Origin of the sequence: Variovorax sp. PvP013 (genome assembly GCF_050435945.1) — a bacterium.
Lineage (GTDB): Bacteria > Pseudomonadota > Gammaproteobacteria > Burkholderiales > Burkholderiaceae_C > Variovorax.
Genome location: NZ_JBNDLF010000001.1, coordinates 529,949 through 547,655 on the forward strand (window position 1 = coordinate 529,949; position 17,707 = coordinate 547,655).

Below are 17,707 nucleotides of genomic sequence, written 5' to 3' on the forward strand. Positions count from 1 at the left end.
ACCTTCTGGCAGGGGGATGGGCCCGGGGCGCCCTTCGTGGGGAACGAAGGGCATGGCACGTCCGATGCGAATCGGCGTGTCGGCCACCGGGCCGGCTTCCCTGCGCGAGGATTAACTCAATCAGGTTCGAAGGGACTTTCTCAGCCACGTCGACCCGATCGTTCGTCCGGTCGACGCAGCACCCCTAGCTCGGTGCGGATTGTAGGCAGGAAAGCGCGCGACGCCTCAGGGCTTACGGCATTGCCGCCCCCGGCGCGCGGCCCCAGACTGTTTCCATGGACGAGGTGATCTTTGCCGGCGACGAGACCTACTTCCCGCACGCCCGGCTGACGCCCATCGGCGGGATGTGGGAGGGCGCCGTCGAGATCGTGTCGCCCAACGGCCGCGTGACGCTGGTCAGCGCCGGCGTCCACGACGATTCGGAGAGCGCCTTCGCCGAGGCGGTGGCGGATGCGATGGCGTTGATCAGGGGGCGCGACCGGGTGGGCGAGCGGCGGCGCTCGCCGTGAAGCGTCGACGGCGAAGACGAAGGTCCGCCATCGATCGGCTCGTCATTGCAGCTTCGCCAGGTCGATGGCGGCGGCCATCGCGCCATAGCCCGCATCGTTCGGATGCAGGTGGTCGCCGCTGTCGTAGGCCGGGTTGATCTCCGCCGGAGCGACGGGGTTCCGCATCACGCGGTCGAAGTCGACGATGCCGTCGACGTCCCGGTTGTTCCTGATCCAGGCGTTGACGACCTGCCGGTCGGCGTCGACCGAGGCCGGGCAGTAGGTCTCGCCCTTGCACGGCATCAGCGTGCCCAGCAGGACCTTGAGGCCCCGGGCCCTGGCCTTGCCGACGGCCGTGGTCATCGAGGCGATGACCTGGTCCGTCGTCACGGCTTGCGCCGGAAAGCGGAACGAGTTGCGCAGGTCGTTGATGCCCAGGAAGACGAGGGTGTGGGTGACGCCCGCGACGCCGAGGACGTCGCGATCGAACCGGCTGTTCGCGTTCGGGCCGAAGACGTCGAGGATCCAGCGGTTGCCGGCGATACCGGCGTTGATCACGCCCGTGCGCGCCGCGCCGGCGGCCTTGAGCCGATCGTCGAGCTGGTTGGGCAGGCGCTTGGCCGCGTCGACCGTGGACTTGTCGCCATCGGTGATGGAGTCGCCGAACATGACGAGGACCCGCGTCTGCTCGGTGCTGGCGGTCTCGACCACGGCCAGGCCGTAGTAGGACTGGCGCTGGTTGGCTTCCGTGGCCGCGATCGTGGCGGCGGCGAGCTGGTTGCCGGCGCCGATGTACGCCGTCTGGCGTGCTAGGGCATGCGTCGTGTCGAGGGTGGCGGGGGCGGCGAAGTACATCGTCACGGCCACGTTGCTCAGGGGTGTGGCGGAGAACGCGATGGCGTCGCTGAGCCGTTCCTCGCCCGCCGCCAGGGTGACGCCGGGCTGACCGTTGAAGCTCACCACCCGGCTGCTGGTCGCGTCGATGCCGGACCCCCCGGTGCTCCTGGCGATCTGCACGCCCGAGAACGTGACCGGCGCCTTGCCGAACAGGTTCGACACCTTGACCCGGACCGCGTCGCCGCCCAGGGACAGGCGCAGCACCTGGCGCACGGACTGGTTGTCGAAGACCTCCACGACGGGCGTCGTGCCGGCCCGCACCTGGGTGGCGTCCATCATGGAGGCGGCCCAGGAGGCGTGGCTGACGCTCCGCGCGGGCGTCCCGCCGTCGTCGTCGCCGCCGCCGCAGCCCAGCAGGGCCATGGAGAGCGCCGTCGCGGCGATCAGCGAGCGGGCGAGGCCGCGACGCGTGGCACGGATGTCTTCGAGCAGGGTCATGGGATGTGTCTCGCGGGTTGTTTCTTCTGGATGCCGATGAAGTTCCACGCCGCCGACCGGTCGTGGTGCCCACGACGGATCGCGCGCGCCCGATGCCGCGCGATGCCGATCTCACCGTCGCGCTTCATCGGGCGCGAGTTTGCCCGGTGCGGGCATGCATCCGCTCAGGGTTATCCTGCGCCGCCGAGCGGATCGGCCGGCGCCACGACCGAGGCCTGTCCGGTGGTCTCAGGCGCTCCGCCGAGCGGTCGGTCCCGCGCCACGCCCAGCAGTTCGTGCAGCCGCGTGCTGGTGGTCGTGTACTGCAGCGGCACCGCCTTGTCCGGGAAGACGATCGACGTCGCGCCCCAGGCGGCCAGGGTGGCCTCGTGGAAGCCGCAGACGATCAGCTTCCTCTTGCCCGGGTAGGTGTTGACGTCGCCGACGGCGAAGACGCCCGGCTCGCGCGTCTCGTAGCGCGCGGTGTCGACCGGCACCTGCTTGCGCTCCAGGTCCAGGCCCCAGTCGGCGATCGGCCCCAGGCGCGGCGAGACGCCCAGGCAGGCGACGAACGCGTCGACCGGCGCGGCCACGACGTCGCCGTCCGGCCGCGTGACCTCGACGTGTTCGTCGTCGAAGCCCGTGGGCTGGCCGACGACAAAGCCCAGCGCGCCCTCGGCGATGGCGGCGCGCACCCCGGCGACGAGCGTCGCGTCGGCCTGGAAGCCGTCGCGGCGGTGCAGCAGCGTGATGCGTGCGGGCCTGCCGCTGTCACGGGCCTGGGCGACGAGGGCCAGCGCGGTGCGCAGGGCGTCGTCGCCGCCGCCGTGGACCACCACGTCCTGGCCGATGAAGCGGTCCAGCGCATCGGGGTGATAGAACAGCCGCGTGCCCTCGAAGCGGCCGATGCCCTCGATGGTCAGGCGACGCGGCACGAAGGCGCCGACGCCGGCGGCGACGAAGACGGTCCTGGCGACGAAGACCGTGCCGCGATCGGTCGTCAGGCGCAGCCGGCCGTCCGGCTCGCGCGCCAGCGAGGCGACCTGCTCGCCCAGGTGCATCGGCACCTTGAACGGCGCGATCTGTTCGAGCAACGAATCGACCAGGCCGCGCCCCGTGGTGGCAGGCGTGCCGGGGATGTCGTAGATGGGTTTGTCGCCATAGAGCTCGACGCACTGGCCGCCCGCGTGGGGCAGCGCGTCGACGACGTGGCAGGAGATCTCGAGCAGGCCGAGCTGGAAGGCCTGGAACAGCCCGACCGGACCGGCGCCGATGACCAGCGCGTCGGTGTCGACCGGGTTCGCGGCCATGGTCAGCGCACCAGTTCCGCGATCTTGTTGGGCTTGTCCTTCCACTCGTCGGCGTCGGGCAGGGCGGGCTTGCGCTTGGTGATGCTCTTCCAGCCGTCGGCCAGGGCCAGCTCGGCGTTGAGCTTGATGAAGGCGAGCTGGTCGGCCGGCAGGTCCTCTTCCGCGAAGATGGCGTTGGCCGGGCACTCGGGGATGCAGACCGCGCAGTCGATGCACTCGTCCGGGTCGATCACGAGCATGTTCGGACCTTCGCGGAAGCAGTCCACCGGGCACACGTCGACGCAATCGGTGTATTTGCAGCGGATGCAGTTTTCGGAGACGACGTGGGTCATGGGAATCTGAGGGGTCGGTTGCCGGCGGGTCGCGGCGAATTGAACGGGGGGTAGCCGGGCATTTTAGATGCCCGGCCCGGGCTTCTTCAGCGGGCGGGGGGTTGTACCAGCACCGCCGCGGCGGTCTTGTGCGAGGCGGTGTCCACCAGCACCAGCGAGCCGAGCGCGCGCGACTGCGCGAAGGGCAGCACGGCCAGGGGCTGCTGCAGCGCCAGCACGATGTCGCCGATGGCGTTGGCCTCCAGCTGCGTGGCCGGCTCGGCGTCGAGCGTGTTGATGTTCAGCCGGTCGACGATGCGCGCCACCTTGGCCTTGACCCAGCGGTGGCCCTGCAGCGCCCAGTACACGCGGCCCGGCACCAGGGGCTCGTCGTCGAGCCAGGCGACCGTGGCGGTGATCTCGCGCACCGGTGCGAAGGCGTCGGGCGCGAGCAGCCAGTCGCCGCGCGAGACGTCGACCTCGCGGTCGAGCACGATGCCCGCGCTGTGGCCGGCGTGCACGGTCTTCGGTTGGCGCGTGTGGCTGAGCACCTGCGCCACGGTGGCGCTTTGCCCGCTGGGCAGCACGGTCACGCGCTGGCCGGGCTCGACGTGGCCGGCGGCCACGCGGCCCCAGAACACGCGCCGGCCCTGCGAGGTGTCGGCCGAGGCGGAGAACTTCTCCACCCACTGCACCGGGAAGGCGAAGGGCACGTTCTCGTCGGGCACGGTCACCGGCAGGCCCTCGAGCAGTTCGAGCAGGCTCGGGCCCTCGTAGCCGGCCCAGTCGGGATGGCGCGTGACCACGTTCCAGCCCTTGAGCGCCGACACCGGCACGATCGCCTCGACCCGCACGTCGGCGTTCTCGGCGAAGGCATTCAGGGCGGCCGAGATGCGCTCGAAGGCCAGGGCGGCGTCGTCGATGGCGTCGAGCTTGTTGACCGCGAAGACGATCGACTGCACGCGCAGCAGGCCGCACAGCAGCGTGTGGCGGCGCGTCTGCGCCAGCAGCTCGCGCGCCACGACCGCGCCGTCGCCGACCTCGGCCGCCCACCTGAGCTTGGTGGCGTCCACCAGCACCACGGCGGCGTCGGCGCTGGAGGCGGCCGTGACCATGTTGCGCGTGTACTGCTCGTGGCCCGGCGCGTCGCCGATGATGAACTTGCGCTTGGCGGTGGCGAAGTAGCGGTACGCCACGTCGATGGTGATGCCCTGCTCGCGCTCGGCCGACAGGCCGTCGGTCAGCAGCGCCAGGTCGGTCTCGCCGCCGCGCTGCACGCCCGCGAGCTGGTCCTGCAGCACGGTCTTGCTGTCCACCAGCAGCCGCCCGATGAGCGTGCTCTTGCCGTCGTCCACCGAGCCGCAGGTGATGAAGCGCAGGGCCGCGCCCGTGTCGATGGCCACGTCGGCCGTTCCGGAATCAGTCAAAGCATTCATTCGTTCTTCTCCATTCAAGAGACACCGAGGAACCGGCTTTGCCGGGCCACTGGTGTCGCCCCCTCGAAGGGGGTGGGCGCTGCCACGCGCAGCGGGCAAGCCTGGGGGTGGTCTAGAAGTAACCGTCCTTTTTCCGCTTTTCCATCGAGGCTTCCGACGTCATGTCGTCCATGCGCGTCGCGCCGCGCTCGCTGACGTCGACCGACAGCGTCTCCAGCACCACGTCGCCGGCATCGGCCGCGAGGCTGGGCACCGGACAGGTGGTGGTGATGTCGCCCACGGTGCGGAAGCGCACGTCGCGCACCTGCACCTCCTCGCCGTCGCGCGGCGGGGTCAGCGGCGTCACGGGCACCAGCAGGCCGCGGCGGTCGACCACCGGGCGCTGGTGCGTGTAGTAGATCGACGGCAGGGCGATGGCCTCGCGCTCGATGTACTGCCAGACGTCGAGCTCGGTCCAGTTGGAGATCGGGAAGACGCGGAAGTGCTCGCCCGGCGACAGGCGCGTGTTGAACAGCGTCCACAGCTCGGGGCGTTGGTCCTTGGGCTGCCATTGGCCGAAGGCGTCGCGGTGCGAGAAGATGCGCTCCTTGGCGCGCGCCTTCTCCTCGTCGCGCCGCGCGCCGCCGATGAGGGCGTCGAAGCGGAACTCCTCGATGGCCTCGAGCAATGTCACCGACTGGTGCGCGTTGCGCGACTCGCCCGCGTGCGCCAGGCGCACCGTGCCGCGCAGCATCGAGTCCTCGACGCTGCGCACGATCAGCTCGGCGCCCAGTTCCTTCGCCCGGAAGTCGCGGAAGTCGGTGACCTCGGGGAAGTTGTGGCCGGTGTCGATCATCAGCAGCGGATAGGGGATGCGGCCGGTGCCGAAGGCCTTCTCGGCGCACTTGAGCAGCACCAGCGAATCCTTGCCGCCGGAGAACAGCAGTGCCGGGCGCTCGAAGGCCGCGGCGACCTCGCGCAGGATGAAGATGGCCTCCTCCTCGAGGGCGTCGAGGTGGGCGTTGGACAGGCGGGCCGTGGCCGGGGCGGTGCGGGCCTGCGTCTGCAGGTCGGCTTCGGAGCGGGCGTTCATGGATCGGGGGGTCTGGAAGGGAAAGGGAGAAAGACGGGGGCGACGCCGGTTCAGTGCGCCAGGTGCAGGCCGCACTCGCGGTTGTCCTCGCCCTTGGTCGGATCCACGTAGTCGAAGTTGTTGGGCAGGCCATGCGCCTGGCAGTAGGCGTGCAGGTCCTTGGAGGTCCAGTGCAGCAGGGGCGCCACCTTGACCAGCCCGTCGGGGTTCACGCTGACGGGGTCCATCTGGGCGCGCACGGCGGTGTCGGTGGCGCGCAGGGCGGTGAACCAGACCTTCGGGGCCGTCTCGCGCAGGGCGCGGGCGAAGGGCTCGAGCTTCACCTCCTCGGTGAAGGCGGCGTGGCGCGGGTCGTCCAGCGCCGGGGTGGCGCCGTCGACCGCCTCGCGGTGCGCGCGCGAGCGGCGCGGTAGGTAGATCCGCAGGTCGAGGTCGAGCTGCTTCGCCAGCTCGTCGGCGAAGCGGTAGGTGGCCTCGGTGTTGTAGCCGTTGTCCATCCACACCACCGGCACGTCCGGCCGGGCGCGGGTCACCATGTGCAGGATCACGGCCTCGAAGGGGCGGAAGTTGGTGGTGACGATGGTCGGGCGGTCCAGGCCGATGGCCCAGTCCACCAGGCCCTGGGCGTCGCGGCCGAGGCGGGCGTTGACGTCGGCGAGGTCGATGTCGGTGGCGGAAGCGGATCGGACGATGGCGTTCATGGGGCGGTGCGTTTTCTTGTCGGGGCGTGCCGCGGCCCGACGGGCGGGCGCGGCCGGATGCGCGCGGGAATCAGGCCTCGGCGCGCGCGAAGAGCGGCTCGATCTCCACGGCGTCGCCCTGGTAGAAGGCCGGGAAGCGCTCGAACTGGCGTTGCGCGTCGGCGGCGTCCACGCCCGGCTTGAGCGCCGCGCTGGAGAAGCCGGTGCGCTCCATCTGCACCAGCTGGTCGATCAGCACGTCGCCGGTGGCGCGGATGTCGCCCTTGAAGCCCAGGCGGCGGCGCAGCAGGAAGGCCTGGCTGAAGGCGCGGCCGTCGTGGAACTGCGGGAAGTCGAGGTCGATGCGCTCGATGGCGTCGAGCCGGTCCTTGAGCGTGTACGGGTCGGCGTCGTTGGGCAGGCGCACGACCTTCGGGTCGTCGACGGCGCCGTCGGCGTGGTCCTCGGCCGAGACGAGGCGGATGGGTTGCAGCGTCACGATGCGCTCTCCTGGGCGGCCACGGCGAAGCGCGCGGCGTTGGCGGCGGCCTTGAACGGGTCGAGCCCGACGCGCCGCACGGTGTTGATGAAGGTCTCGCCGGCCAGGCGGGTGTCGCGGTAGGTGGTGAGCACGGCCTCGATCACGTCGGGCACCTCGGGCGCCGAGAACGACGGGCCGATCACCTTGCCGGCGGCCGACTTGCCGCTCAGCGCGCTGCCGTCGGAGCCGCCGAGGGTCACCTGGTACCACTCCTTGCCGTCCTTGTCGACGCCCAGGATGCCGATGTGGCCGCTGTGGTGGTGGCCGCAGGAGTTGATGCAGCCGCTGATGTGCAGGTCGATCTCGCCGATGTCGTCGAGTTCGTCGAGGTCCTGGTAGCGCTCGGTGATGGCCTCGGCGATCGGGATCGAGCGGGCGTTGGCCAGGGCGCAGAAGTCGCCGCCGGGGCAGGCGATCATGTCGGTGAGCAGGTGCACGTTGGCGCTCGCCAGGCCGGCGTCGCTGGCGGCCTGCCAGAGCTCGAACAGGTCCTCGGCGTGCACCCAGGGCAGCAGGATGTTCTGGTCGTGCGTCACGCGGGCCTCGCCGGCGGAGAAGCGGTCGACCAGTCCGGCCAGCACGTCGAGCTGGTCGGCCGAGGCGTCGCCCGGCGCCTGCAGGCGGCGCTTGAACGACAGCGTGACCGCGCGCAGGGCGGGGTCGGCGTGCAGGGCGACGTTGCGGGCGATCCAGCGCGCGAAGGGCACGCTGGCGGCGACCTGGCGCTGCAGCAGCGCGTCGCGCTCGCCGGCGGGCATCGCGTCCTGGCGCGCGGCCAGCGCCGGCGGCACGAAGCTCGCGGCGACGCGGTTGAATTCGGCCTGCGTGATGGTGTGCGGGCCGCCGTCGATCTCGACGATCTCGCGGTACTCGCGCTCGACGTCGTCGACGTACTGCTGCCCCTCGGCCTTCACCAGGATCTTGATGCGCGCTTTGTACTTGTTGTCCCGGCGGCCGTAGCGGTTGTAGACCCGCACCACGGCTTCCAGGTAATTCATGATCTGGTTCCAGGGCAGGAACTCGCGCACGACCGGCCCGACCATCGGCGTGCGGCCCATGCCGCCGCCCACCGCCACCTTGAAGCCCAGCTCGCCGGCTTCATTGCGCACCAGCTTCAGGCCGACGTCGTGCCAGTCGGTGGCCGCGCGGTCCTCGGTGGCGCCGGTGATGGCGATCTTGAACTTGCGCGGCAGGAAGGCGAACTCCGGGTGCAGCGTCGACCACTGGCGCATGATCTCCGCGAAGGGGCGCGGATCGGCGACCTCGTCGCGGGCGATGCCGGCGCGTTCGTCGGTGGTGATGTTGCGGATGCAGTTGCCGCTGGTCTGGATGCCGTGCATGTCGACGCTGGCGAGCAGGTCCATGACGTCGGCGCTCTTCGACAGCGGGATCCAGTTGTACTGGACGTTGGTGCGCGTGGTGAAGTGCGCGTAGTGCGTGGGCAAGGTCGCGGTGCCCAGCGCGCCCTGCGTCTCCAGGGCGGTGCGGTAGACCTCGGCCTCGGGCTCGTCGTACTCGCGGGCGATGACGGCCAGGGCGCGGATCTGGCGGCTGGAGAGCTCGCCGTAGGGCACGGCCACGCGCAGCATCGGCGCGTAGCGCTGGACGTACCAGCCGTTCTGCAGGCGCAGCGGGCGGAATTCCTCCTCGCTGAGCTTGCCGGTCTGCCAGCGGCCGAGCTGGTCGCGGAACTGGTCGGCGCGCTGGCGCACGAACTGGCGGTCGAAGTCTGTGTATTGATACATCGTGGGTGGGGTCTTGGAATGCGGCGCGGGCGCCCGTCAAGAGAGGCGGAACTGTAGAAGCGCGGCTTATGGAAACAAACTATTTTCTAATTCGCGCTTTATGCGGATAAGCATATTCGCCAGTCTCCATGCGGGCTGCGGGGCGAAAAGCTCCGATTCCCGGATAAGGGCGATCGAGGCGGGGCCGACACGGAAAAAAGGCGCTGCGGACCCCGATTGTCCAGGACCCGACGGCGCCGCGCAGCGCAGGGGCGTTCAACGGCACATCCCGAAGCCGCCCGTCTCCAGGTGGAAATGGTCGCGGTGGGCCGCGTTGTAGTCGGGGCCGAGCACGCCGTCGAAGAACCGGCACGCCCCCCGGCGCGCATCGCGCAGCAGCAGCGCGGCGGTGGGCACCGACACCACGGCCGGATCGTCGTCGACCTCGGGCGAGCGCCAGTCGCGCACCAGCGAGATGCGCCGGCCGTCGGCCAGCACGAAGGCCGCGACGTCCAGGGCATCGGCCGTCGCGTGGCGGCTGCGCGAGGCGCCCGACGCCGCGCCCTCGCCGAGGTTGACGTTGCGGCAGGCATAGCTGCCGAGGTGCTCGATGGCCGCCACGCGCTGGCCGTAGCGGGCCTCGGCGGCGGGCTGCAGCGCATGCCGCTCCCACATGTAGAACGACAGCGCCATCGGACAGCTCAGCGTGAGCGGCGCGGTGCCGAAACGCACCGGCGCCGTGCGCAGCCGCACCGCGTGGCTGAAGCCGCAGCCCGGACCGGTCGCGCGGTCGGGCACCGGGTCGTACTGCATGCCGGTGCTGGCCAGGGCGGCGGCGCACAGCGCCGGATCGCGCCGGGTGCGGGCGAGCCGGATGTCGGTCAGCCAGTCGGGCTCGGCCTCGACCTGCAATGGCGCCCAGGGGTTGTACCGCGCCGGGACGGTGAAGGCGCCGACATGGATCGCGTAGGCCGCGGCGGCGAGCGCGGCGACGAGCAGGAGAACGATCCAGCGAAGAACCATGAAGACTTTTCTACGCACGCGCGAAGGCCGCTGCTGAAGGAAAACACCGGGCGCCACCGGGAGACGAGGGCGCGTGGCGCGGGGTCGGCGCTCACTGCGCGAGACGCCGCCGGAGGTCGCGCCGACGCGCCGCGACCGGCCGGGGCGTCGGACGCTGGACCGTCACTTGGCGCGCCGGCTCACCTGGACCGTGGCCTCCAGGCCGACGTAGGCGTCGGGCTCGCCGAACCAGCTGCCCGAGACCGGCGCCGCAAAGGCCGGATCGCGCGCCACGGCGACGCGGATGAGCTGGTTGCCGCCCAGCAGGTTGTTGGTCGGGTCGAACGCCACCCAGCCGGCGCCCGGTAGGTAGGCCTGCAGCCAGGCGTGCGTGGCGCCCGCGCCGGTGGTGGCGACACCGCCGGGCATCGCGTTGGCGTCGAGCGCGGCGTCGTAGAGGTAGCCCGAGACGAAGCGCGTCGCCACGCCCAGCCGGCGCGCCGCCTCCATCATCAGCAGGGCGTAGTCGCGGCAGCTGCCGCTGCCGCGCGCGAGCGTCTGCAGCGGGGTCTGCGTGCCCTGTTCGTCGCGCATCTCGTAGCGGAATTGCTGGAAGATGTGCTGGTTCATGCGCGCGAGCAGGTCGCGCGTGTGGGTCGGTCCGCCGTTGAGGAAGAACTGGTGCGCCCAGGCGATGAGCTTGCCGTCGGGGTCGTCGTGGTGCGGACGCAGGTAGTGCTCCAGGTCGAGCCGGTCCTGCAGCGAGTAGGCGAAGGGCAGGAACTCGGCCGCCGGCGACAGCAGCGACAGGTCCTGCATGACGTCGGCGCGCTCGATGGTGAAGGAGCACACCAGTCGCAGTTCGGTCGCCGGGCCGAGCGGCTGCACCAGCGCCACCGAGTTGGAGTGCGGGTCCTGGATCATGCGCACGATGGCGTTGGGGCTGACCTTCAGGTCGGTGGCCAGCACGCGCAGGTCATGGCTGTCGCGGGGCCGGAACATGACGCGGTGTTCCCCGAAGGTGACCGGCTTCGAATAGCGGTAGAGCGTCGTGTGGACGATGTCGTAGCGAGTAGGCATGGGGGATTGTGCGGTGCGGCAGACCGACGGTGCCGGCAGGCGACCGCGATGCCGGATGGCCATGGGCCACGCCGGCATCGGTGCAAGATTCAGGCCGCGTCGTCCGGGTCGGCCTTCTTCGCGTCCGGATCGCTGGGCGTGTTGGTGCCGGAGAGCTGCTCCGCCGGCGGGCCCAGCCGGCCACTGTCGCCGCCCGCGGCGTGCGTGGTGCCGCCGGTGCGCGCGTTGTTGCCCCGGCCCGAATAGATCTCGTCGTCGTCGAAGTTCAGCGGCGCCGTGTCGGGCCCGCCGCCGCCGAGGACGGCATCGCCCGTGGGCTCGTCCACGCCATGCGGCCCGATGGCGTCGATCGCCGCGTCGTCCTCGACGCGCCGGTCGGCGGCGTCCGTGTCGTCGGGACGCCCGTCGCGGGCGGGGTGGGATGCGGAGGAGGATTGGTTCATGGTGGATGTCCTGGTCGAGGGGTGAAGAGGTGAGCGGGATGCGGGCGAGATGGCGTCGGACGGCGCGTCCCGCTCGATGTCCGGACGTTCACCATCGCGGCATCCGATCTCCGGGCGCGCGCGGCACATGTCGCTTCGGAATGCGGGAGCGGTCCTACCGACGAGGTGGAGCTTTGTGCGTGCCGTGGCGCTGCCGCAGTCGTCCGGCGCCAGGTGTCAGACGATCCTGGGAGCCTTCGCGCTCGGCACGGCGGCCGTGCGGGGCGCGCGCGCCGTGCGGGCCGTGTCCAGCGCTTGCGCCAGCGTCGCAGGCAGCGGCAGGGGCTCGCCATGCCAGCGCGCCGCCAGCAGCTCCGCGCACAGCACCGCGAAGCTCAGGCCGCGCGACCCCAACGCGGTACAGAGCCACGGTCCGTCGGGCAGGTCGGGGTCGAGCGGCCCGACCAGCGGACGGCGGTCGGCCGACGCGCAGCGCACGCCGGCCCAGGCGCGGACGCCGTCGGCCCGATGCGGCGCGTTGCCGTCCCGCTGCGTCGAGGTCTCGCGCGCCTCGGCGGGCGTCGCGACGCCCGTCAGCAGCGCGTGGGCGGCCGGATGCAGCCGCGCCAGGCGCGCCAGGTTGGCCTCGGTGTCGGATGCCGAGATTCCGACGTCGCCGCGGTCGCGGTCGAAGGTCGCGCCGGTGAGCCAGAAGGCGCCGGCCGCGTCGGGGACGTGGGCGACCAGGTGGCCGTCGCCGTTGAGCGGCGTCGTCGGCAGCGTGTCGGCCAGGCCGATGGCGAGGTCCATGCGGCCCCAGGCGAGCTGACCGCGCACGCGCTGCAGCGGCACCCGCGATCCGGCCAGGGCGGCGCTCTCGAAGCCGGCGGCGACGACGACCCGGTCGCCTTCGGCGAGGCGTCGGCCGTCGGCGTCGAGCACGGCCCAGCGCGCCCGGCGCCGTGCGCCGTCCGGGGCGTCGCTATGGCTGCCGGCGAAGGTGCGGGCATCGGCGACGGCGCCGTTGTCGGCACCCTGGTCCTCGCGGCCATCCGCTTCGACCCCGTCCGCGATGCGCTCGATCCGGCCGACCCTCGCCCGCGTCTTCAGCGCGATGCCCGGCGATGCGAGCCAGGCCTCGACCAGCCGGGCCGGCCGCACCCAGCCGGCGCGCGCGTGCCACAGCGCGGTGGCGTCCGCCGGCAGGCCGTGGGCGGCCAGCCGGGCCGGCGTGGCGCGCCAGGATTCGTTCGGGCCGTCGGCCCGCCAGCCGGCGGGCAGCCGGTCGTCGCCGGTTGCGCGGCGCTCCAGCACGCCGCCGTCGCGCCAGTCGACGTCCTCGCGCAGGAGCGCGCGCAGCTGCTGGCGCGTCAGGCGCAGCCCGGCGCGGGTCAGGCGCGAGAGCAGGGCGTCGTCGGACGAGACGTGCGGCGCGAAGACGCCCGCCGGCACGCCGGAGGCGCCCGTCGCGGCTTGCGCTCCGGCGTCGAGCACCGTCACCCGCCAGCCGCGCCGCGCCAGACTGGCCGCCACGGCGGCACCGGCGAGCCCGGCGCCGACGACGATGCAGTGGCCGGGAACGGCGTCGCCGCTCCCGGTCGCTGCGGCCGATCGCCCACGCACGTTCCACGTCGGAGCGAATTCACCGACCAAGCCGGATGCGTGGACGGGACGGGGCGCTCCGTGGGGGCGGGCAGTGACGTCGATGCCGATCGGGTCGGAAGCCATCGGCGTGCCGGCCGGTGTGGAGGCCGTGCGACCGTCATCGCCGATCGCGCTCAGCCGGAAACCCTGCGGCTCCAGCGCGGCGCGAAAAGCCGGCGCTTCGACGTCGGCCCGGATCCGGGTGCCCGGCCGGGCGAAGCGGGCCAGGGCCTTGGCCAGGTCGATGGCGGTGGTCGGGGTCGACGACGGACCGATGGTCGCGTCGGGTGCCGATGCCGGATCGATCGCCCGCAGCGTCGAGGCGTCGACGACGATCTCGTCGGCCTCGAAGTGCTGCGCGCGCAGCATCGGCTGCACCTCGCCGACGCACAGGGTCAGCAGCACGCGGCCGTCGTCGAAGGAAAGGCGATGGAAACCCGGCAGCAGGCCGTGCCACTGGTCGGCCAGCAGGCTTCGAAGCCCATCCGGATCGTCCATGCCTGCGGGCGAGCCGAGGGCGTCCGCCGGTACGGGACGCGACGTCAGGGCCACCCAATGCAGCATCCGGGGCCGCCGCGCATCGGTACACCACGCCCGCCAGGCGGCGAGGAAGCGCGCGCCCGTGGTGAAACCGGTGTCGAGGACGCGCCACTGCGCGAGGCCCTGCCAGCGCCGGGACGGCTCGCCGTCGTCCGCGACGTCCGACGGCGTGTCCGGTCGGCGCCGGTCGATCGGAGCGGGCGACGCGGGCGGCGCGGGCAATGCGGAAGGCGACGTGGCCGCGTTCAGGCGCTGGGCGGGACGTAGCCCTGCACCGCGTCGGCGCCGTCGCCGAAGAAGTGCTTGTCCATCTGGCGCTTGAGATACTCGCGGGCGCGCTGGTCGGCCAGGTTCAGGCGGTTCTCGTTGACCAGCATCGTCTGCTGCTTGAGCCAGGCGGCCCAGGCCTCCTTGCTGACGCTCTCCCACAGGCGCTTGCCGAGTTCGCCCGGATACGGCGGGAAGTCGAGACCCTCCGCTTCCTTGCCGAGCTTGATGCACTGGACCATGCGTGCCATTGTTCTGTTTCCTGCTGTTCGAGTGGGGGATGGACGGACCGCGCGGGGCGGTCCTTATTTGATCTGGTTATTTGGAACCAAGAATTCAATCGTTCCTGGTTCGCAACGTCCGATTCAGAATCGGCGGCTTCTTCGACCTGCCCTTCATAGAACGAGCCGACCCATGAGCCTTCGCCGCGACTTTATCAAGCTTTCCCTCGGTGCCGCCGTCGCGGGCGGCATGGCCCTTTCGGCGCTGCCGTCGTTCGCCCAGACCGTCAACCTGCTCAACGTGTCGTACGACCCGACGCGCGAGCTCTACGTCGAATACAACCAGGCCTTCGCCAAGCACTGGAAGGCCAAGACCGGCCAGGACGTCGCGGTGCGCCAGTCGCACGGCGGCTCCGGCAAGCAGGCCCGCTCGATCATCGACGGGCTGGAGGCCGACGTCGCCACCCTGGCGCTGGCCGCCGACGTCGACGCGCTGGCCAAGAACGGCAACCTGCTGCCGGCCGACTGGCAGAAGCGCCTGCCGCACAACTCGGCGCCCTACACCTCGACCATCGTGTTCCTGGTCAAGAAGGGCAATCCCAAGGGCCTGAAGGACTGGGACGACCTGGTCAAGCCCGGCGTGCAGGTCATCACGCCCAATCCCAAGACCTCCGGCGGCGCGCGCTGGAACTACCTCGCCGCCTGGGAGTTCGCCAAGCGCAAGTACGGCGGCGACGCCAAGGCCAAGGAATTCGTCGCCAACCTCTACAAGAACGTGCCGGTGCTCGACACCGGCGCGCGCGGCTCGACCATCACCTTCGTCCAGCGCGGCGTCGGCGACGTGCTGCTGGCCTGGGAGAACGAGGCCTACCTGGCGCAGAAGGAGTTCGGCGCCGGCAAGTACGAGATCGTGACGCCGTCGGTCAGCATCCTGGCCGAGCCCACCGTGGCCGTGGTCGACAAGGTGGTCGACAAGAAGGGCACCCGCGCCGTGGCGGAGGAGTACCTGAAGTACCTCTATTCCGACGAGGGCCAGGACATCGCCGGCAAGAACTACTACCGCCCGACCTCGGACAAGGCCAAGGCCAAGTACGACAAGCAGTTCGCCAAGCTGACGCTGTTCACCGTCGACCAGGCCTTCGGCGGCTGGACCAAGGCCGACAAGGACCACTTCGCCGACAACGCGTCCTTCGACCAGATCTACACCGTCAAGTAAGGCGTGGCGGGCCGCGATCCGACGAGCGCCGTGGCCTTGTTGGATACTTCCTTCCTCCCGCAATCCCGGCCGCATCGGGCCGGCGAGCGGACATCACGAGGAAGGCAGATGGCCCAGTACGAGATCGACGACATCGTGCGCGCGCTGCGCGAGGCGCGCCACGAATGGCGGGACGCGCGCAAGCGCTCCCGCGAACCCATGGGACGCGAGTTCCCGTCCCGCGAGGCGATGGAGGACATCGTCGAGGCGCTCAAGGGCGCGCTCTTCCCGATGCGCCTGGGCCCGCCGGAGCTGCGCCACGAGAGCGAGGACTTCTACGTCGGCCACACCATCGACGCCGCGCTGGCCCGCCTGGAGGCGCAGGCCCGGCTCGAACTGCGCTACGTCGCGCGCCAGCACGGTGCCGACGACCCACAGGTGGATGCCGGGGCCACGCATGCGGTGCGCGCCTTCGGCGCCGAGCTGCCTCTGATCCGCCGCCTGCTCGACAGCGACGTGCTCGCCGCCTTCCAGGGCGATCCGGCCGCGCGCAGCGTCGACGAGGTGCTGCTGTGCTATCCGGGCGTGCTGGCCATGATCCACCACCGCCTCGCCCATGCGCTCTATCGGCTGGGGCTGCCGCTGCTCGCGCGCATCGTCGCCGAGCTGGCGCATGCGCAGACCGGCATCGACATCCATCCGGGCGCGGCCATCGGCGCGGGCTTCTTCATCGACCACGGCACGGGCGTCGTGATCGGCGAGACGGCCGTCATCGGGGAGCGCGTGCGGGTCTACCAGGCCGTGACGCTGGGCGCCAAGGGCTTCCCGGTCGACGCCGACGGCGTGCTGCGCAAGGGCCTGGCGCGCCATCCGGTGGTCGAGGACGACGTCGTCATCTACGCCGGTGCCACCATCCTCGGGCGCGTGACGCTCGGGCGCGGCGCGGTCATCGGCGGCAACGTCTGGATCACGCACGACGTGCCCGCCGGCGCCAGCCTGACGCAGGCCAGCCTGCAGAACGGCATCCAGCCGCGCCTGGGCTGCGTGCCGGCCGACCGCGTCTGACAGACAGCGCGGCGCCATCTGTCACGCTCGTCCGAACCATCCACTTCCAACCGGAGCCCATCGCCCATGAGCCAGTACAAGATCGCCGTCGTCGTCGGTAGCCTGCGCAAGGATTCGTTCAACCGCAAGCTCGCGCTCGCCCTGGCGCACCTCGCCCCGGAGGACTTCACCTTCGAGCACATCGAGATCGGCGACCTGCCGCTCTACAACCAGGACGACGACGGCCATCCGGCGCCGTCCGTGCAGCGCATCAAGACCGAGATCGCGTCGGCGCAGGGCCTGCTGTTCATCACGCCGGAATACAACCGCTCGATCCCCGGCGTGCTCAAGAACGCCATCGACCATGCCTCGCGGCCCTACGGCCAGAGCGTGTGGGGCGGCAAGCCCGCCGGCGTGATCGGCGTGTCGGTCGGTGCCATCGGCACCGCGCTGGCGCAGCAGCACCTGCGCAACGTGCTGGCCTACCTCGACGTGCCCACGCTCGGCCAGCCCGAGGCCTTCATCCAGAACAAGGAAGGCCTGTTCGACGACAAGGGCCACGTCGGCGAGGACAGCCGCAAGTTCCTGCAGACCTGGGTCGACAAGTACGTCGCCTGGGTGAAGATCCACAACGGCTGATCGCCGGGGCCACGGCACCAGAGGAAACGCCCGCGATCGCGGGCGTTTTCCATTCGTGGCGCTGGCGCCGGGCGCGGATCAGGCCGTGGCTTCGGCCTCTTCGCGCGCCGTCCGCACGATCGCCTCGCGCGCCGACGCGATCGCCGCCGCCTTGGCCGCCTCGCCCATGTTCAGGCCCTCGGCGCGCACGATGCGCACGTCGGTAATGCCGAAGAAGCCGAACATCACCTTCAGGTAGCTCTCCTGGTGCTCGGCCGCGCGGCCGCCCTCGGTGGTCGAGTACATGCCGCCGCGCGTGGACACCACGATCACGGTCTTGCCGCCGGCCAGGCCGACCGGACCGGTCGCGCCGTAGTTGAAGGTGCGGCCCTTCTGCGCCACGCGGTCGAGCCAGGCCTTGAGCTGGGTCGGCACCGAGAAGTTGTAGAGCGGGGCGCCGACCACGACCACGTCGGCCGCCAGGAACTGGCTCACCAGACGCTCGGAGACCGCGTTCTCGTGCGCCTGGCGCTCGGTGGGCTCGGCCTGCGCGCCGGTCTTGGCGCCGAGCGAGTGGGCGTCGAAGTGGCTGGGCGCGTCGACGGCCAAGTCGAGGTATTCGACCTCGATGTCGGGGTGGACGCGGCGCCACTCGGCGACCACTTCGGCGCTCAGTTGGCGCGAGACGGACTGGGCGTCGAGGACGCTGGAATCGATGTGCAGCAGTTTCATGGCAGCTCCCTGTGGAAGAGGTCAGGATGGAAAGACGATGAAATCATTCTATTTTTGAATCGAGTC

The 17,707-nt window shown here is 71.0% G+C and carries 19 protein-coding genes; 4 read left to right on the forward strand and 15 right to left on the reverse strand.

Translation table 11 applies throughout. From position 1 onward, the window contains the following. The first annotated feature begins 275 nt into the window (after positions 1 to 275). Entirely contained in the window at positions 276 to 509 is a 234-nt protein-coding gene (locus ABID77_RS02590; RefSeq protein WP_429590407.1) for a hypothetical protein, read from the forward strand. A 42-nt stretch (positions 510 to 551) separates the two neighbouring features. Here ABID77_RS02590 and ABID77_RS02595 read toward each other — a convergent pair whose 3' ends face one another. The 14 genes from ABID77_RS02595 to ABID77_RS02660 form a co-directional block, all read right to left on the reverse strand. Beyond that, a complete protein-coding gene (locus ABID77_RS02595; protein WP_429590410.1) occupies positions 552 to 1,823 on the reverse strand; it encodes an SGNH/GDSL hydrolase family protein in 1,272 nt (423 codons plus the stop codon). Then, positions 1,820 to 1,951 (reverse strand): hypothetical protein, encoded by a 132-nt coding sequence (locus ABID77_RS02600; protein ID WP_429590413.1) that lies wholly within the window; start codon positions 1,949 to 1,951, stop codon positions 1,820 to 1,822. Before ABID77_RS02600 ends, ABID77_RS02595 begins: the two co-directional genes overlap by 4 nt. Before the next feature lie 42 nt (positions 1,952 to 1,993). Then, complete coding sequence (locus ABID77_RS02605) at positions 1,994 to 3,112, reverse strand: NAD(P)/FAD-dependent oxidoreductase (protein ID WP_429590416.1); 1,119 nt, start codon at positions 3,110 to 3,112, stop codon at positions 1,994 to 1,996. A gap of 2 nt (positions 3,113 to 3,114) precedes the next feature. Next, entirely contained in the window at positions 3,115 to 3,444 is a 330-nt protein-coding gene (gene fdxA, locus ABID77_RS02610) for a ferredoxin FdxA (protein WP_429590419.1), read from the reverse strand. Positions 3,445 to 3,530: 86 nt separating this feature from the next. After that, a complete protein-coding gene (locus ABID77_RS02615) occupies positions 3,531 to 4,859 on the reverse strand; it encodes a sulfate adenylyltransferase subunit 1 (protein ID WP_429590423.1) in 1,329 nt (442 codons plus the stop codon). A 112-nt stretch (positions 4,860 to 4,971) separates the two neighbouring features. Beyond that, positions 4,972 to 5,931: a sulfate adenylyltransferase subunit CysD gene (cysD, locus tag ABID77_RS02620; RefSeq protein ID WP_429590426.1), complete on the reverse strand. Its 960-nt coding sequence runs from the start codon at positions 5,929 to 5,931 to the stop codon at positions 4,972 to 4,974. Positions 5,932 to 5,981: 50 nt separating this feature from the next. Next, a complete protein-coding gene (locus ABID77_RS02625; protein ID WP_429590429.1) occupies positions 5,982 to 6,632 on the reverse strand; it encodes a phosphoadenosine phosphosulfate reductase family protein in 651 nt (216 codons plus the stop codon). 70 nt (positions 6,633 to 6,702) lie between these two features. Beyond that, a complete protein-coding gene (locus tag ABID77_RS02630) occupies positions 6,703 to 7,110 on the reverse strand; it encodes a DUF934 domain-containing protein (RefSeq protein ID WP_429590433.1) in 408 nt (135 codons plus the stop codon). After that, a complete protein-coding gene (locus tag ABID77_RS02635) occupies positions 7,107 to 8,897 on the reverse strand; it encodes a nitrite/sulfite reductase (protein ID WP_429590436.1) in 1,791 nt (596 codons plus the stop codon). The genes ABID77_RS02630 and ABID77_RS02635 overlap by 4 nt, the downstream gene beginning before the upstream one ends. Before the next feature lie 255 nt (positions 8,898 to 9,152). After that, positions 9,153 to 9,899, reverse strand: a complete 747-nt coding sequence (locus ABID77_RS02640; RefSeq protein WP_429590439.1) for an extensin family protein — start codon at positions 9,897 to 9,899, stop codon at positions 9,153 to 9,155. A 162-nt stretch (positions 9,900 to 10,061) separates the two neighbouring features. After that, a complete protein-coding gene (locus tag ABID77_RS02645; protein WP_429590441.1) occupies positions 10,062 to 10,958 on the reverse strand; it encodes a transglutaminase family protein in 897 nt (298 codons plus the stop codon). Positions 10,959 to 11,047: 89 nt separating this feature from the next. Beyond that, positions 11,048 to 11,401: a hypothetical protein gene (locus tag ABID77_RS02650; protein WP_429590444.1), complete on the reverse strand. Its 354-nt coding sequence runs from the start codon at positions 11,399 to 11,401 to the stop codon at positions 11,048 to 11,050. A gap of 216 nt (positions 11,402 to 11,617) precedes the next feature. Continuing rightward, a complete protein-coding gene (gene mnmC, locus ABID77_RS02655) occupies positions 11,618 to 13,786 on the reverse strand; it encodes an FAD-dependent 5-carboxymethylaminomethyl-2-thiouridine(34) oxidoreductase MnmC (RefSeq protein WP_429590447.1) in 2,169 nt (722 codons plus the stop codon). A gap of 23 nt (positions 13,787 to 13,809) precedes the next feature. Then, positions 13,810 to 14,082 (reverse strand): oxidative damage protection protein, encoded by a 273-nt coding sequence (locus ABID77_RS02660; protein ID WP_429590450.1) that lies wholly within the window; start codon positions 14,080 to 14,082, stop codon positions 13,810 to 13,812. 163 nt (positions 14,083 to 14,245) lie between these two features. Here ABID77_RS02660 and ABID77_RS02665 point away from each other — a divergent pair, with 163 nt between their 5' ends. The 3 genes from ABID77_RS02665 to ABID77_RS02675 all read left to right on the forward strand — a co-directional run bounded on the left by ABID77_RS02665 (position 14,246) and on the right by ABID77_RS02675 (position 16,930). Continuing rightward, entirely contained in the window at positions 14,246 to 15,268 is a 1,023-nt protein-coding gene (locus ABID77_RS02665; protein ID WP_429590453.1) for a sulfate ABC transporter substrate-binding protein, read from the forward strand. 108 nt (positions 15,269 to 15,376) lie between these two features. Next, positions 15,377 to 16,312, forward strand: coding sequence for a serine O-acetyltransferase EpsC (epsC, locus tag ABID77_RS02670; RefSeq protein ID WP_429590456.1), 936 nt, complete (start codon positions 15,377 to 15,379; stop codon positions 16,310 to 16,312). A 66-nt stretch (positions 16,313 to 16,378) separates the two neighbouring features. Further along, entirely contained in the window at positions 16,379 to 16,930 is a 552-nt protein-coding gene (locus ABID77_RS02675; RefSeq protein ID WP_429590460.1) for an NADPH-dependent FMN reductase, read from the forward strand. A 78-nt stretch (positions 16,931 to 17,008) separates the two neighbouring features. Here the strand turns inward: ABID77_RS02675 and ABID77_RS02680 are convergent, their stop codons facing one another. Beyond that, positions 17,009 to 17,641: an FMN-dependent NADH-azoreductase gene (locus ABID77_RS02680; protein WP_429590463.1), complete on the reverse strand. Its 633-nt coding sequence runs from the start codon at positions 17,639 to 17,641 to the stop codon at positions 17,009 to 17,011. Positions 17,642 to 17,707 lie beyond the last annotated feature (66 nt).